The following is a 16802-nucleotide window of genomic DNA, read 5'->3' as shown; positions in this document are numbered from 1 at the left end:
GGTGAAACGAAAGTTACAGAGGTCTTATGCAACAGCTTGATGAACGACTAAAAGAGCAGTACGCGTCTTTATCGCCCCAGGAGCAGCGGGTGGCGGATTTTATTTTCGATCATTTTGATGACCTGATTAGTTACAACAGCGCAGAGCTGGCACAGCTTAGCGGCGTATCGAAGGCCACGGTCAGCCGTCTGTTCAAGCGTCTGGGCTATGAGAAATATAAAGATATGCGCGATGAGCTGCGCACTCTGCGCCAGAGCGGCATGCCGCTGACCGACAACCGCGATGCGGTGCAGGGCAATACGCTGCTGGCGCGCCACTATAAACAGGAGATGGCGAACCTGACCCAGTGGGTCAACGCGCTGGATGTGCAGCAGTTCGCCGAGGCGATTCAGGCGCTGGTTGCCGCCCGGCGTATTGTTATTGTCGGCATGCGCAATGCTTATCCTGCGGCGCTGCACCTGCGCCAGCAGCTATTACAGGCGCGTGGGCAGGTGCAAATATTGCCGCAGCCGGGGCAAAGCTTAAGCGAAGAGCTGGTGGATTTAACCGCCGAGGATCTGGTGGTGGTGATGGCGTTTCGCCGCCGCCCGCGAATTATTCGCCCGCTGTTGCAGCAGCTACAGAGCAGCGGGATCCCGGTTCTGCTGATGTGCGAGCCGCAGGCTCATGGCCTGTTTCCGCTCGCGCGCTGGCAGCTCTGCGCGCCGCTGGATAGCGTATCGGCCTACGACAGCTACGCCTCGGTCAATAGCCTGATCAATCTGCTGGCGAACGCTTTCCTGCATGAAATCCTCGATAAAGGGCGTCCGCGCATTCACGACATAGCGACCCTTTACCAACAACTGGAAGAACTTGAACAACGATAATGGGGCGTCAGCGTGGTGCTTTGCATTATTTCGGTGCGATAAAATGAAGAGGAAACGGTGCTGCGTTTCCTCTTTTCCTTTCTCTGTTCCTTGTTTTTCCCGCATTTAACCGCGCTATTGCCGATTACGTTAGCGTCAATTTTATTTGGCACATTAGTTGCAAAAGTGACTTTAAAGAATCTTTTGTTTCATGCTAACGTAACGGGTAAACATCATGAAGAAACTGTTGATCGCACTGGCCGGGGCCGCTTGTCTGTTAACCAACCTGTCGGCGGCGAAGGCTGACCAGCTCCAGGATATTGAAAAACGCGGCGTTATCCGCATTGCGGTGCCGCAGGATTTCCCGCCGTTTGGCTCGGTGGGCACCGACCTTCAGCCGCAGGGCTACGACATCGATATGGCGCGCTATCTCGCCAAAGAGATGAAGCTCAAGCTGCAACTGGTGCCGGTCACCAGCGCCAACCGCGTACCTTATCTGCAAACCGATAAGGTGGACCTGGTGATTTCCAGCCTCGGTAAAAACGCCGAGCGCGAGAAAGTGATTGATTTCAGCCGCGCCTACGCGCCGTTCTTCCTCGGCGTGTTTGGCCCGAAAGGCGCGGAGCTGAAAGATCCGGCGGCGCTGAGTGGTAAAAGCATTGGCGTGACCCGTGGCGCGGTGGAAGACATGGTGCTGACTGGCGTCGCACCGAAAGAGGCGCAGATTAAGCGCTACGAAGATAACAACACCACGCTGTCGGCGTATCTGTCCGGCCAGGTGCAGTATGTGGCCACCGGCAACCTGGTGGTGGCGGCTATCTCCCGGCAGAACGCCGACAAAGCCCCAGTACCGAGCTTTATGCTGAAGGATTCGCCGTGCTTTATCGGGCTGAAAAAGAATGAACCGGCGCTGAAAGCGAAAGTGGATGCGCTGATTGAGCAAGGCGTCAAAGACGGCACGCTGAACGCTCTGTCTGAAAAGTGGCTGAAAGCGCCGCTGCCTGCCAGCCTTGGCGCGTAAGGCCCGGGCATGACGGAGCAACTTCATTTTTCTGAGCTCTGGCCGCACTGGCCGGAGCTGCTGGCGGGGCTGTGGGTGACCATTCAGCTGACGGTGCTGGCGACCATCGGCGGCCTGACGATAGGCATTTTTGGCGCGGCTATCCGCAGCGGGCGCACCACGTGGTTCAGCCGAATTTGGGGCGGGTATGTCGAACTGATTCGCAACACGCCGTTTGTGGTCCAGCTATTTTTTATCGTCTTCGGCTTACCGAATCTGGGGCTAAAGATGACGGCAGGCGAGGCCGCGCTGCTGGCGATGGTGGTGAACCTCGGGGCCTACAGTACCGAGATCGTGCGCGCCGGAATTCAGGTGACGCCGAAAGGGCAGTGGGAGGCAGGGCGCGTGCTGGGATTGACCCGAACGCAGACCTTTATTCAGGTGATTTTGCCGCCCGCGCTACAGCGTATTTATCCGGCGCTGGTAAGCCAGTGCATTATTGTGATGCTCGGTTCATCGGTGGTATCGCAGGTCTCTTATGAAGAGCTGACCTTCGCCGCCAACCTGATTCAGTCGCGCACCTTCCTCAGCTTTGAGGTCTATCTGGTGACGACGGGAATTTATTTAGTGCTGTCGATAACGATGCGCCAGCTGCTGATGGCGGCAGGGCGCAAATGGCTGGGGGTGCAGGCATGATGACCACCTTTACCGATTGGGACATTGTCCGCAATCTGCTGCTCGCCGGGCGCTGGACGGTGCTGCTGTCGCTGGTGGCGTTTATTGGCGGTGCGTTGGTCACTCTGCCGTTATTGCTTCTGCGTATGACCGGTGGACGCCAGGTAAAACGCCTGATCCGCGGCTATATCGAACTGTTTCAGGGAACGCCGCTGCTGATGCAGCTGTTTCTGGCTTTTTTCGGCGTGGCGCTGTTCGGCATCGACGTCTCGGCATGGACCGCGGCGTCGCTGGCGCTAACGTTTTATACCAGCGCCTTTTTGCTCGATATCTGGTTTGGAAGTATTCGCGCTCTACCAAAAGGGCAGTGGGAAGCTTCGCGCTGTCTGGGGTTGAGCTTTGGTCAGACTCTATGTCGGGTGGTAGCCCCGCAGGCGCTGCGGATCGCTATCGCCCCGACGGTGGGTTTTGCCGTCCAGGTGATTAAGGGCACGGCGCTGGCGTCGATTATCGGCTTCGTCGAGCTGACGAAAGCCGGAACGATGCTGACCAACGTGACGTATCAGCCGTTTAAAGTCTTTGCGCTGGTGGCGCTGGGCTACTTCATTCTGTGTTACCCGCTGTCCCGCTACAGCCGTTATCTGGAGAACAAATTCAATGCCTCTCATCACCATTAATCAGATGCAGAAGTATTACGGAGATAACCACGTGCTCAAGGGTGTCGATCTGGATATCGATATGGGCGAAGTTATCTCGATTATCGGCCGCAGCGGGTCCGGCAAAAGCACGCTGCTGCGTTGCATTAATGGTCTTGAAGGCTATCAGGATGGCAGCATTAAGCTCGGCGGGATGACCATTACCGACCGCGATTCCCAGGCGCGGGAAATCAGCCGTTCTATCGGCATGGTGTTCCAGAACTTTAACCTGTTCCCGCATATGACGGCGCTGGAAAACGTCATGCTGGCGCCGCGCCGGGTACTGAAAAAGAGCGCCGCCGAGTGCCGCGAACTGGCTCAGCGGATGCTGGAAAAGGTGGGACTTGGCGACCGGCTTGATTACTACCCGTCCAGTCTTTCCGGCGGCCAGCAGCAGCGCGTGGCGATTGCCCGGGCGCTGGCAATGTCGCCAAAAGTTTTACTCTGTGACGAGATAACCTCGGCGCTGGACCCGGAGCTGGTTGGCGAAGTGCTCAAAGTGCTGGAGCAGCTGGCGGCGGAGGGAATGACGCTGATTCTCGTGACTCATGAAATGAATTTTGCCCGCGAAGTGGGCGACCGCGTAGTGTTTATGCATCAGGGACGCGTCTGGGAGCAGGGCGACAGCAAAACGCTGTTTGCCAACCCGCAGACCAGCGAGCTGAAGCAGTTTATTTCATCCGTGCGCGGCCTCAATCAATAAGGACTTAAAGATGGATATCACTCAGTTTTCGCAAATCAACCCGCCGTCGCGCCTGCTGATGGGGCCTGGTCCGATTAACGCCGACCCGCGCGTGCTGCGCGCCATGTCGAGCCAGCTTATCGGCCAGTATGACCCGGCGATGACCCACTATATGAATGAGGTGATGGCGCTGTACCGTGGGGTATTTCGCACCGAAAACCGCTGGACGATGCTGGTGGACGGGACCTCGCGGGCGGGGATTGAAGCGATTCTGATTTCGGCTATTCGTCCCGGCGATAAGGTGCTGGTGCCAGTATTTGGCCGCTTTGGTCATCTGCTGTGTGAAATCGCCCGCCGCTGCCGGGCGGAAGTGCACACCATCGAAGTGCCGTGGGGCGAAGTGTTTACCCCGGATCAGGTTGAAGATGCCATCAAACGTGTGCGCCCGCGCCTGCTACTGACGGTACAGGGCGATACCTCCACCACTATGCTGCAACCGCTGGCGGAGCTGGGGGAAATCTGCCGCCGCTATGACGTGCTGTTCTATACCGACGCCACCGCCTCGCTGGGCGGTAACCCGCTGGAAACCGATGCCTGGCAGCTGGATGCGGTGTCGGCGGGGATGCAAAAATGCCTCGGTGGCCCGTCCGGCACCTCGCCGATTACCCTCAGCGCGCGCATGGAAGAGGCCATTCGCCGCCGTAAATGCGTGGAAGAGGGGATCCGTACCGATGCCCATCGCGACGGCGACGAAGAGATGATCTACTCCAACTACTTCGACCTCGGCATGGTTATGGATTACTGGGGGCCGGAGCGCCTGAACCACCATACCGAAGCCACTTCGGCGCTATTTGCTGCCCGCGAATGCGCGCGTCTGATCCTGCAGGAAGGTCTGGATAACGGTATCGCCCGCCATAAACTGCACGGTGACGCGCTGGTAAAAGGCATCCAGGCGATGGGGCTGGAGACCTTCGGCGATCTGAAACATAAGATGAACAACGTGCTGGGCGTAGTGATCCCGCAGGGCGTCAACGGCGACCAGGCGCGCAAGCTGATGCTGGAAGATTTCGGCATTGAAATCGGTACCTCGTTCGGCCCGCTGCACGGCAAAGTGTGGCGTATCGGCACCATGGGCTACAACGCGCGTAAAGATTGCGTGATGACCACCCTCAGCGCGCTGGAGTCGGTGCTCAACTATCTCAAATTCTCGACCACTCAGGGCGCAGCGATGCAGGCCGCGTGGGATCACTATCGCAGCGAGAGCGCGCAATGAGTCAAACAACACGCCAGCAGGCGGCAGCGCGAGTTATGGCTCGCGCCGATGAGTTGGCTACGATCAGTGAATCACCCGAGGGATTGACCCGGGTCTATTTGTCACCCCAGCATCTGCAGGCCAACCAGCAGGCGGCGCTGTGGATGACCCAGGCCGGAATGACCGTCTGGCAGGACAGCGTCGGTAATATTTGCGGGCGCTACGAAGGGGAACAGGAAGGCGCACCGGCTATTCTGCTGGGATCGCATCTCGATACCGTGCGCAACGCCGGGCGCTACGATGGCATGCTCGGCGTACTGACAGCGATTGAGGTAGTGCACAGTTTGCACCGACAGGGGCGGCGGCTGAAAAAGGCTATCGAGATTGTCGGTTTTGGTGATGAAGAGGGGACGCGGTTTGGCATTACGCTGCTCGGCAGCCGTGGGCTGACCGGTACCTGGCCTGAGAGCTGGCTGGCGCAGACCGATGCCGATGGCGTTAGCGTGGCGCAGGCGATGGTGCTGGTCGGGCTGGATCCGGCGCGTATTCACCTTGCTGCCCGCAGCCAGGAGGAGATTGCCGCTTATCTGGAATTGCATATCGAGCAGGGGCCGTGTCTGGAGCAAGAAGGGCTGGTGCTGGGCGTGGTGGAGGCTATCAACGGCGCACGCCGCCTGAACTGCTGCTTTACCGGCGAGGCAGGGCACGCCGGGACGGTGCCGATGAGTCATCGCAAAGATGCGCTGGCCGCCGCCGCCGAGTGGATGGTGCTGGTTGAGAACCTGACCCGCGAGCAGGGTGGAAATCTGGTTGCTACGGTAGGGACGCTGCGCTGCGCCCCCGGCGCGGTTAACGTTATCCCCGGCGAAGTGACGCTGACCCTGGATATTCGCGGGCCAAACGATCAGCCGCTCGAGGCGTTGCTGAACAGATTGCTGGCGCGGGCGCAGGAAATTGCCGCTCGTCGCCATCTGCAATTCAGCGCCGAAGAGTTTTACCGCATTGCTGCCACCGCCTGCGATAGCAAATTGCAGCAGGTATTAAGCGAGGCGGTGCAGGAGGTGCAGGGGTGTTCAATTAGACTGCCGAGCGGCGCCGGGCATGATGCCATCGCTATCGCCGAGCGTTGGCCGTCAGCGATGCTATTTGTGCGTTGCAAAGGCGGCATCAGCCATCACCCCGCCGAGTCGGTCACCGCCGATGATGTGGCGCTGGCAATTGACGCGTACTCGCGCGCGGTGTTGAAGCTGTAAACGGATCCCGGAGGCGGCGCGGTGCGCCTGTCCGGGCTACTTGTCCGTAGGCCGCAGTGAACCTGTAGCCCGGGCAAGGCGCTCTGCGCCGCCCCCGGGAAAGGCAGACCAGCATCAGCATCAACATCCCCCGGGTTGCGGCTGACGCCTTACCCGGGCTACCCAACCTTCAGACCGCACGAACCTGTAGCCCGGGCAAGGCGCTCTGCGCCGCCCCCGGGAAAAGCAGACCAGCATCAGCATCAACATCCCCCGGGTCGCGGCTGACGCCTTACCCGGGCTACCCAACCCTCAGACCGCACGAATCTGTAGCTCGGCTAAGCGCAGCGCGAGCCGGGAATGGCTTCAGCGCTGCGTCTCCATCCTGTGTCTCTTGTAATTAAGACACCATCAGCCATTCGACCGATCACTATTCCTAAAATGGTCATTTTTCAGCCGCAATTGTGGAGGAATTATGGATTAAATGGCGTTGTTAATGATAATTATTTGCACCAAGTCACGAAAATGGAGTTTCGATGCCTGTGCAATCTGCTTTCCCCTGCGCGCTTTTCAGCGCCGCTATTCTGCTGGTTTTCCCCATTTCTCTGGCGGCTGCACCGCTAAGCCCGGCTGACCACAATACTATTGAGCAGCAGCAAAAAGCGCTGCTGGAACAGGCCCAGCAGCAGCGTGACTCGCTGCAGGGTACTTCGCCGCCCCCGCGTCTGCCCGATGCGCCAGCTCTGACCGAAGACAGCCGTTGTTATGCGCTTCAGCGCGTGGAGGTCTCCGGCGTGACGGTGCTCTCCCGTAAGGCGCAGACGCGCTTTGCCGCTGTTCCGGCTCGTGGCTGTATGACCTTTCAGGATATTCGCCAGCGCGTTCGGGACATCACCCAGGCCTATCTCGAAAAAGGCTATATCACCTCCAGCGCCTGGCTGCCGGAACAGGATATCTCCACAGGAAGGCTGAACATTGCCGTGACCGAAGGGCGAGTGGAATCGGTCCGCGTCGACGGCGAAAAAGAAGCGGCGCTGCGGATGGCTTTTCCCGGCGTGGAAGGGCAAGTGCTTAATCTGCGCGATCTGGAGCAGGGGCTTGAGCGCCTCAACCGGCTTGCTTCCCGCCAGTTAACCATCGATATCCTGCCGGGAAACACTGCCGGATACTCGCGGGTTCAACTGATCCCGACCAGCACCCGCTTTCCCGTCAGCCTGACGCTTGGGGCGGACAATAGCGGGCAAAAAAGCACCGGACGCGGGCAGATGAACGCCGGGCTGGTGGCAGACAACCTGCTGCGGCTGGCGGACCAGTGGTCGCTCTCCGCCGCCCGCGACAGCGAGTTTCACCACGATCGACGCAGCCGCAGCCTGCAGGCGGGCGTTACCCTGCCTTATGGCTACTGGCTTTTCAGTGTGCAGTACGGCTGGTCAGACTTTTATCAGCCTGTTTCGACAGGGCAATCATCCGCCAGTTGGCGTTATGACGGCAGCGTGCAGACTCAGCGAGCGACGGTGAACCGTACCCTGTGGCGAGATGGCAAACAGCGGCTGGCGCTGGATGTCGATTTCACCCGGCGTAAAACCGAAAACAGCCTCGGCGGCGTGCGTCTGAACGTCAGCAGTCCAACGCTCACTAGCCTGACTACCGGCCTTAACTACAGTCGCTCGCTGGCAGGCGGCTGGCTGACGCTTGGTCCCGCTTTCGCTCATGGTCTGGATCTTGCCGGTTCAACGGAAGATGACCCGGCGCATCCGTCGCTCCCGCGCAGTGAATATCGTCGTTTCAGCCTCAACGGCAGCTGGTTTTATCCCGTGACACCTTCTCTGTACTGGCTGACCTCCGCATACGGCCAGACCACCCCTGACACCCTCTATGCCAGCGAGCGCATTTCCGTTGGCGGCCAGTATTCGGTCAGAGGATTTAAGGAGCAGTATCTGACCGGCAACCGCGGCGGCTATTTGCGTAATGAGCTGACCTGGCAGTGGCTGACCCTGCCGCGATTGGGGACGCTGTCGCTGACTGGCGCGCTGGATGCGGGTCATGTGATGAGCGAGAACGGAAAAATTGCCGGCGGCAACGTAGTCGGATCTTCTCTGGGACTGGAGCTGAGCGGGCGCTGGTTTACGCAGTCGCTCTCCGTGGGCTTCCCGCTCGCCTGGCCCGATTCGCTGAGCCCGGATAAACCGGTGGTTTACTGGCAGGCCACCCTCACGCTTTAGAGCCTATCCCAGTAGGCGTAATCGTTGCAGGCAGTTTGGACACGGACAGCGCGCAAGAACCGGAGCGTACACGTAGTACGTGAGGGTTCTGAGCACTGCCCAGGGCCAAACTGGCAAATAAGATAGCCCTAATGGGATAGGTTCTTAACTGCTGGCACAACAAATAAGGATGTTTATCACAATGGAAAAACCACTCCACCCGTTAGCGCGGGCGGCAGGCTGGCTGTTGATTTATCTGACCGCCGTGCAGCCCATGCACCCCGCCATTGCCGCCGGTATCACGGCGGCGAACGGCAACAGCAAAGTAGTGATGAAGCCGGGCAACGTCCCGGTGGTCAATATCGCCACGCCCAATTCTGCGGGGATCTCGCATAACCGCTACACCGATTTCAGCATTAATGCGCCCGGCGCGGTGCTGAATAACGCCACCGCTGCGGCGAAATCGCAGCTGGCCGGACAGCTCGGAGCAAACCCGAATCTCAAAGGCAAGGCGGCGGAGCTGATTATCAATGAAGTGACGAGCGGCACCCGCTCGACGCTGAACGGCAAGCTGGAGGTGGCCGGGAAGAAGGCTAACGTGATGATTGCCAACCCGAACGGTATTACCTGCGACGGGTGCAGCTTTATCAATACCCCTGGCGTGACGCTGACCACCGGTAAACCGCAGCTGGATAAGCAGGGGGCGCTGAGCGCGCTGGAGGTGAAAAAAGGCAGCGTGATTATCGGCAGCAAGGGCCTTGACGGCGGTTCGGCGGAATATGTTGATGTGATCAGCCGGGCGACGGAGCTGAACGGTAAAATTCGCGGTCGCACGGTGAGCCTGACCCAGGGGGCGAACAGGGTTAATTTTCAGGACGGCAGCATTAAACCCATTGCCGGAGAGGGAACAAAGCCCCAACTGGCGGTAGACACCAAAGCCCTTGGCGGCATGTATGCCAATAAAATACGTCTGGTCGCAACGGAAGCAGGCGTTGGCGTCAATCTTAATGACATCACCTCGACCCAGCGGGACATCTCGCTGACTACGGCGGGGAAAATCACCCTCGGCAACGTGAAAGCGCAGACCGACCTGAACGTCAGCGCCCGTAGCCTCTCCACCACGGCGGGTGCTAGCGTCAGGGCCGACCGCGATATGACCCTGGCTGCCACCACGCTGGAAAACCGTAGCTCCACCACCGCCCACGGCGATATGCGTATTTTCGCTGACACGGTGCGCAATACCAACGGCGCAGCGCTGCACAGCAACAAGAATATGTGGATCCAGAAGGACGCGAAGGGGAATAAGGCCAGGCTGGTGGAGAACCGCTCGGCGCGTATTCAGACCAACAGCGGCGATTTGGTGATACGCACGGACCGGCTTGAGAATGTGATTAATAAAGTCGAGGCGGTGGTGCGGACGGAGAAGCCGGGAAGTGCGCTGGTGTCGAATAACCGGCTGGGTTGGTACTGGACACATTTAGGGCCGCACGGAACTGCTGTCATGGTTCCAGCAGGGGTAATTGGGGTGATGGATACCGGTGAGCCTGTGCGTTGGTTCGGATCGGTAGATTTTGCAAACCTGACCTGGCTGAATACTGAAAAAACGCGCTATACCGTGCAAATTCAGGGGGCCAGACCGGTTATCAGCGCGGGGCAAAATCTCTATATCCATTCCAGTAGTCTGGTTAACCGGCTGGGAGATATTAGCGCTGCTCGTGATGCAATACTGACCGGACGTTCACTGATTAATGAGAACCGTTATGAAGGGGTTTTGAAAAAGTATTTCTTCTTCGGAAGTAATCCTGTTCCCCGAGCCCTTGCCCCGGAGAAAGAAAAAGGGGTTTCTAGAATATATGGTTTTCAACAGGAGCATAAATTCCGCCATTCAAGCGAAACAACCGACTGGGTGCAGAGTAAATTACATGTTTCCCGTCTAAAAGCAGGCGGCAACCTGGTTGCTGACTTCTCCGACCGCATCGAAAGCAGCGAACCACATCCCGGCGGCGCTAAATACGCCAGCGTCATTGCACGCCCCGACACCATCACTGCCAATAATATCCTCCTGCGCTCCGGCACGATTATTACCAGCGATGTGATGAAGGCGACCGGCGACATCACGCTGCTGGCGGATAAAACCACCCGCATGATGCAGGCGCTACTGACGGCGGGGAAGGATATCTCCGTACTCTCCGGCGGCGGGCTTGAAGCCAGGCAGAGCGAACTGAAAGGGCGCAATATTACCCTCGTCAGCCGCAGCGGCAACGTCACCTCGCACACCAGCGAAGCGCCGCATTACTTCCATGCCGACGGCACCCGCTGGCAGGGAAGCCTCGAAGCCACTGGCGATCTGTTCATTAACGCGGGCGGCAATATTCTGCTCAAAAACACCCGCCTGCCGGTGCAGAGCAAAAACATCGCCATGACGGCGGGCGGTGATATCACCGTCGATAAAAATGAAGCGATGCTGGACCATCAGCGCCCCGGCGTTCAGCTTTCTACAGAGCGGAAACAGGAACTGTTTAACCGCATGCTGCCGGGCGACCCGCTGCGAGCATCGGGCGATATTACCCTCAGCAGCGGTAAAAACCTGACCTTAAAAGGCATTCGCGCGGAGGCTGGCGGGAACATCAGCATGACCTCAAGGGCGCAGGCTGATTTCAGTATGCGTACCCTCAGCGAACGTTTCAGCCCGTATTTCCCCACCAGCCGTACGCCGGAACTGCGTAGCGTACTGAAGGCAGGCAAAAACCTGCTGATCAACGCAGCGGCGGATATCTCGCTGCCCGGCGCCAGCGTGGTCGCCGGAGATAAAGCCACTCTGCAGGCCGGAAGGAATATCCTGCTGCCAGCTAAAGGCTACAGCGTCACCGACAGCAAGAATGACAATAACCGCGATGAACTCAACGTACTCAGCAGCATTCGTGGGGTAAAACAGCTGACGCTGGCCGCTAACGGCACTATCCAGGCGGCGGGAAGCAGTCTGACCTCCAACGGCAATATCTTCCTGACCTCCGGCGGCAATATGCGCTTTGAAGCGGTGAAGGGGACCCAATATAGGGAAAAGGGCAGCAGTTGGAGCGAAGCGGTCACCCAGACAGGCGTCACGCTGAATTCAGGTGCGGCGCTGACGGTGATTTCCGGCGGCAGCATTCTGTTCCAGGCGACCCGGCTTATCGCAAAAGGCTCAATGGACGTGGCGGCAAAAGGCGGCTGGCTGTATGCCCAGGCGATGGAGGAGTCGAGCCACTACGAGAAGAAAACTGTCAAACGCAAGTGGTGGGGTAAGAAAACCACCATCAAAAAGACGAAGCACGAGACGATCAAAAGGGTCACCGAGTTTACCGCTGGTGGCGATATCAACCTGCTGAGCCGCGACGACAGCACCTACGAGGCGAGTAAAATCGCGGCAGGGAAAAACGCGCGCCTCACCAGTACCAACGGGAAGGTCAACTTCCGGGCAGTGAAAAACACCACTTTCGAGCAGACGGTGACTAACTCGAAAGGTTTTTACATCAAGCAGAGCAACCGGGGATATAACGAAGGTAAATGGGTTCTGCCGTCAATTCATGCGGGCGGCAAGCTGACCATCGATGCAGCCAAAGGCATTAGCGCCGATGTGCGTACCCAAAACGCCCAGACGCTGCAGGGGGCCGTTACGGCACTGGGGGCTTTGCCAGGTACCGCGTGGCTGAAGGGGTTGAATACCCGCAGCGATGTGCAGTGGAATGCGGTTAAGAACGCTTACGATGGCTGGAACCACCAGAGCCAGAGCCTGAATCCGGTGGTGGCGGCGGTGATTGCCGTTGCCGTTGCTGCTGTGACGGCAGGTGCCGGACTGGCCGCAGCGGCGGCGACAAGTGCGGTATCGGCCACTGGTGCGGCAGGCGCGACCGCGACGATGGTTTATGGTTCTGCCTATGCCGGGATGTCATCGCTGATGTCTCAGGCGGCGGTGGCGCTGGTTGAACACAAGGGCAACCTGTCGAAAACCCTGAAAACGATGGGCAGCAGCAGTTCGGTGAAATCGCTGGCAACGTCGATGGCGATTGGCGGCGCGCTGGCCGGGTTCGACAAGATGATGGCGCTGGACGTTCCGGCAGATAAAGCCCGTTTACCTGTGCTTATCAAAGATGAGGGCTGGACCAAAATCGCCCAGCGGGTTGCCGGGCAGTCGGTTATCAGCTCCAGCCTGAACACTGCCATCAACGGCGGAAGCTATAAAGACAATCTGACCACGGCCCTGCTGGCTAACGTCGCTGGTCAGATTAATGCCGAAGGGGCGGGGCTGATTGGCGACAACGGTCAGGTGCTTGGCCCGCAAGGTAAAATGCTCAGCCACGCGGTGCTGTCGGGCATCAGCGCCGAAATTGCCGGCGGCGATGGTAAGGGGGCTGCGGCAGGGGCGCTGGCGGCGGAACTGGCGGGCATTGTGATGCAGAGTTCGCTATTTGAACCTGCGTATCTTAATGAGAAAGAAAGACAGTTTGCGCTGCTTAAGGAAGCGATAAACGGGAGCGAAGGGAAAGAGCAAACCGCCCGTTTCTTTGGCGCATTAGCCGGTGCGCTGGTCACTCATACGCCGGAAGGAACATACAGCGGTGCCGACAGCGCCCAGTCGGTTTACCGTTACAACATGACGGAGCATATGCTTCAGCAATATGCACTGGATAATCAGCGGGACATTCTTGCGGCGTCAAAAGGAGACAAAAATGCAGCAAAACGTGTAACAGCACGTCGTGAAGCGGCTGTTATGGCGGCGCTGGCTGGGGCTGGAGGACAGGTATTAACCGTTGGTGGCATGACGCTCTTAGGCGTAGCACCAGAAATGGTGTTGGCTGCTCGACTGGTTATTGCTGGTTGTAAAACGAATCCGGTGTTATGCCTGAATCAGGCTGGAATATACGCTGCTGATATTGTTGCACCTGAATCTGTGATAACTACGGGAGCTCTGGGGGCGGGTAGTACTCTGGTTGTAGCCAAATCTTCGGAAGCTGTGAAAAAGCTGGCATCAGAGGTAGTTAAAAATGCAGATGAGACCTTAAGGGGGAAGGTGTTTAACGTTCAGCCTGTTGCTGATATTGTTAAAAAGGAGATATCGGCAGGTAGTGGATTGCCGAAAAAGACGGTCGACTATCTAAATAACAGTAACTTTGGTATTGGTAATAAGGGCCAGACTGCAGGGATGGCAGGTAGAAGGCACCCTTTATTAGACAATGCTATCCCTCGCAACGGAGATCGAGCAATTGTTAATCAAGGGATGTTGCCAACATGTGGTCACAACTCGTGTGGTATGGTTTTGGATACGATGGGTAAACCAGTAGATATTGTTAAATTAATATCTAATACGCCGCCAACATCTCGCGGTATAACACCATCACAAGTTTCTAATATACTAAAATTAGAAGGAGTCGACTCGATTGCCTGGGGGAATCGAAATGTGAATGACTTGTCTCGTTACACCGCAAATGGTACGCCAGTTATCACCCGTATCGAAGATAAAATTGGAGGGAGTAGTTTTTCTCATTTTGTTGTTGTCGATGGAGTTACTACGCGAAATGGCGTATCGGTTGTAGCTATAAGAGACCCTTGGGGTATACAATATTTTAGTCCAGTGAGCACATTTGCGAAAAATTTTACTGGGGACGTTATTGTTCCTAAAGGTTGGCAAAAATGATGTTGAAGATTAAATTTCCAGATAACTTAATTACCGGAATGCTCTCAAAGCAAAAAAATATACCATGTAGAGTTCAGGTTTCTGATAAATTTGAGATCATGTTTTTTACAGTTATTCCAGATACACTAGGTGTTGTCTATGATTGGGACCGAGAACTCTTTGAGGAACGAGCCATGGCAGGAGCAGGAGGCTTGTATACCCATTACGAACCTGCACTAATAACTTTAAACCAAGAAAGTGATGATATATATGAGATTGTTGAACTGTCTTTATTTTATAATGATTTTGGATGGTGTCCTGTAATACATAATGGCGTATATGCCTCTCCAGTTAATTTTTGGGATTCTGATGACGAGGATCCTGACTACGTTCCCGGATCTAAGCTAGATTGAATACATTAATCGCCTGAACAGTGGTGAACGGTCGATTGTTAAATGCCCCTTTTATTTTTAAAGGGGCTCATTACAATGAAAATTTCAAATCGGATGTTTGTTATGCCCATTACCAGTGATAGAGTGCCTATGACTGACCTATAGGAATGCTGATAATCGACGAATTCACATTAACTACGCTGATTGAAAATTAATCAGTCATAATTGATATAACTTTACGATTAAGCATTCAAAAAATTCTTGAAGAGAGTTCGCTGGCGGATTTGCTTCAAATCAGGTGACATAATATGAAAAAAACAGAGGAATTTGATCGGTGGGAGAGAGCGGTTGTTTTTCCATTTATACGTCAAAGGTTTGAGTATGCCTCTTCAGCATGCCTTATATATCATATGATAGAACAGTACGAAGATATTTATACTTATCTTATTGACGGTGAAGAAATCATCAAGATAGAAATATCCAGAGTTGATGGAGGTATTACCATTGATAATGTTAAATCTGTTTTGGAATATATGAAGGAAACGAAGAAGAGGAATTTTCAAGAATATTTAAAAGAATTACTAGAGTTATCTAATCGGGATGATTGTCAACTTTGAATTGTAACTGTGTCACTATTGAGGAGGTCAGATGTTATCAGATAAATATAAAGGATTGATGTTTATATCCTTGGTTCAAGTAATGCGACAACAATCTTATAAATCCAGAACTTATTGACCTGCCAGAGAACGATCACCATACGGAAGGGTTTTTCAATAATGTATAGGGACTCTTACCATCCAAACTGATGATGCATGGGCTTGGACAGGTGATTTGCATATTATATGCATAACTACGGTGAATTATTACCTCTGGAATGAAGGTGTTTGCTTCAAGTATACTTGTATTGCTTGCGAAAAATATCTTCAATTACATCGTTGAGTAACGAGAGGTAATTGAAAAATAACTCGTCAAAATTGACTAATTATAGTATGATTTTATATCAACTTAAATGATTAATAAATGAATCTGAATACTATTCATAATGAATGTTTATAGGGTGTAAATTCGACATAAGTTTTCATGGATTTGACCAGTCTTCTATTAGAGGTAAGTAATGTCAAAGTTGAGATGTAAATGTGGCCATGTTATGGCAGTGCACACAATGGATGAGGGGTTTTTATATGATATCGTTCCTCAAAAAAATATAATGGATATCGTCGGGCTATGGGAGGATGTCAGGGAAAACAAATACCCGGATTTACTGACTAAACTATATGATCGGTCGGCAAAAGATGCGTATATATGCCCTTGCTGTGGGCGACTCTTGATAGAAAGTGAATTAGATCCAAATAAATTCGACTCATATGTTAAAGAAGTTGAGTAACAGAAAAATCCATCACTGTTACAGGAAGGGTATTAATCTGTAAGAGGTTTTCATGTCAAAATTTGCATGCTGTTGTGATTATGTAATGTATTTACCCGATATTTGAAATAATTGTAAGTGTTATTTTTTATGGAAAGTAATTTAAATAAATTATAGGTATTCTGGTGGCTGGTAATAACCATATGGATGTAGATTATTTTATGGAAAAATTGATGTGGGTAGAAGGAACGCTTTGCGCTGCCCGGAGTGTGGCAGGTTCTGGCTAGAAAAAATGATGACTTATACAATTCTTATATTCAAGAAATTGAATAATACACTAAGAATATAGTTTATTTTTCACGGATATGCTATCTATTTTGAGGGGTATCATGATTTCATTCAATTAGTGCGGTGAAAAATATCAGCCTTGAACGAGGATTGACATGAAAGTATTGTTTGTGAAAATATACATGCTTATCTGAGGGTAAAATGGAATTATTATCTGAGTGGTGCAGTCTGGAATTGTCATCGATAGATTATGATATGCATACGGGATTAATAAAATATCAGTTGAGTGGTGATGGTGTTAATGGACTTTTCCGGGCAAAAGCTTTTTGTGGGAATGAGATAAAGCATATTGCTTTTGAAATTGATTTTGATGAATTTCTAATGTCATTAATGCGTTTACAGCCAAAAAATATATTCAATTTTAGGTGGTTTAATATTGAATTATATCAATTGGGGAAATATATCTTTTCCTCAAAAGTTAATCGATTGACTTCAGTGGAAACCTATTTTAATATTAAATAGAT

Annotated in this window: 12 protein-coding genes; all 12 read left to right on the top strand. The window is 54.0% G+C overall.

All coding sequences use genetic code 11. The features are described from left to right. The first annotated feature begins 26 nt into the window (after positions 1-26). The 12 genes from hpxU (at position 27) to HV213_RS18050 (ending at position 16800) form a co-directional block, all read left to right on the top strand. Positions 27-866 carry a MurR/RpiR family transcriptional regulator HpxU gene (hpxU, locus tag HV213_RS18105; RefSeq protein ID WP_181482763.1) on the top strand — a complete coding sequence of 280 codons (840 nt, stop codon included), beginning with the start codon at positions 27-29 and terminating at the stop codon, positions 864-866. Positions 867-1080: 214 nt separating this feature from the next. Further along, entirely contained in the window at positions 1081-1866 is a 786-nt protein-coding gene (locus HV213_RS18100) for a transporter substrate-binding domain-containing protein (RefSeq protein ID WP_181482762.1), read from the top strand. A gap of 9 nt (positions 1867-1875) precedes the next feature. Continuing rightward, positions 1876-2541 (top strand): amino acid ABC transporter permease, encoded by a 666-nt coding sequence (locus HV213_RS18095; RefSeq protein ID WP_181482761.1) that lies wholly within the window; start codon positions 1876-1878, stop codon positions 2539-2541. Then, on the top strand, positions 2541-3197 hold the full coding sequence (locus tag HV213_RS18090) for an amino acid ABC transporter permease (protein ID WP_167492880.1): 657 nt from the start codon (positions 2541-2543) through the stop codon (positions 3195-3197). The genes HV213_RS18095 and HV213_RS18090 overlap by 1 nt, the downstream gene beginning before the upstream one ends. Beyond that, complete coding sequence (locus HV213_RS18085; RefSeq protein WP_004100907.1) at positions 3178-3918, top strand: amino acid ABC transporter ATP-binding protein; 741 nt, start codon at positions 3178-3180, stop codon at positions 3916-3918. The genes HV213_RS18090 and HV213_RS18085 overlap by 20 nt, the downstream gene beginning before the upstream one ends. Positions 3919-3928: 10 nt before the next feature. Beyond that, positions 3929-5170: a pyridoxal-phosphate-dependent aminotransferase family protein gene (locus HV213_RS18080; RefSeq protein ID WP_181482760.1), complete on the top strand. Its 1242-nt coding sequence runs from the start codon at positions 3929-3931 to the stop codon at positions 5168-5170. Then, on the top strand, positions 5167-6402 hold the full coding sequence (hpxK, locus tag HV213_RS18075) for an allantoate amidohydrolase (protein WP_181482759.1): 1236 nt from the start codon (positions 5167-5169) through the stop codon (positions 6400-6402). Before HV213_RS18080 ends, hpxK begins: the two co-directional genes overlap by 4 nt. A 515-nt stretch (positions 6403-6917) precedes the next feature. Continuing rightward, the gene (locus tag HV213_RS18070) at positions 6918-8603 is read left to right on the top strand and encodes a ShlB/FhaC/HecB family hemolysin secretion/activation protein (RefSeq protein ID WP_181482758.1); all 1686 of its coding nucleotides are present in this window, start codon (positions 6918-6920) and stop codon (positions 8601-8603) included. Positions 8604-8784: 181 nt separating this feature from the next. After that, positions 8785-14256, top strand: a complete 5472-nt coding sequence (locus tag HV213_RS18065) for a two-partner secretion domain-containing protein (RefSeq protein WP_181482757.1) — start codon at positions 8785-8787, stop codon at positions 14254-14256. After that, positions 14253-14648: a hypothetical protein gene (locus HV213_RS18060; protein WP_181482756.1), complete on the top strand. Its 396-nt coding sequence runs from the start codon at positions 14253-14255 to the stop codon at positions 14646-14648. Before HV213_RS18065 ends, HV213_RS18060 begins: the two co-directional genes overlap by 4 nt. A 287-nt stretch (positions 14649-14935) precedes the next feature. Beyond that, positions 14936-15244: a hypothetical protein gene (locus HV213_RS18055; protein ID WP_181482755.1), complete on the top strand. Its 309-nt coding sequence runs from the start codon at positions 14936-14938 to the stop codon at positions 15242-15244. 1235 nt (positions 15245-16479) lie between these two features. Beyond that, positions 16480-16800, top strand: coding sequence for a hypothetical protein (locus tag HV213_RS18050; RefSeq protein ID WP_181482754.1), 321 nt, complete (start codon positions 16480-16482; stop codon positions 16798-16800). The last annotated feature ends 2 nt before the right edge of the window (positions 16801-16802 follow it).

Source organism: Klebsiella sp. RHBSTW-00484, assembly GCF_013705725.1.
Taxonomy (GTDB): domain Bacteria; phylum Pseudomonadota; class Gammaproteobacteria; order Enterobacterales; family Enterobacteriaceae; genus Klebsiella.
Note: the sequence above shows the minus strand (reverse complement) of the source record. Positions and strands in the feature narration are given on the sequence as shown.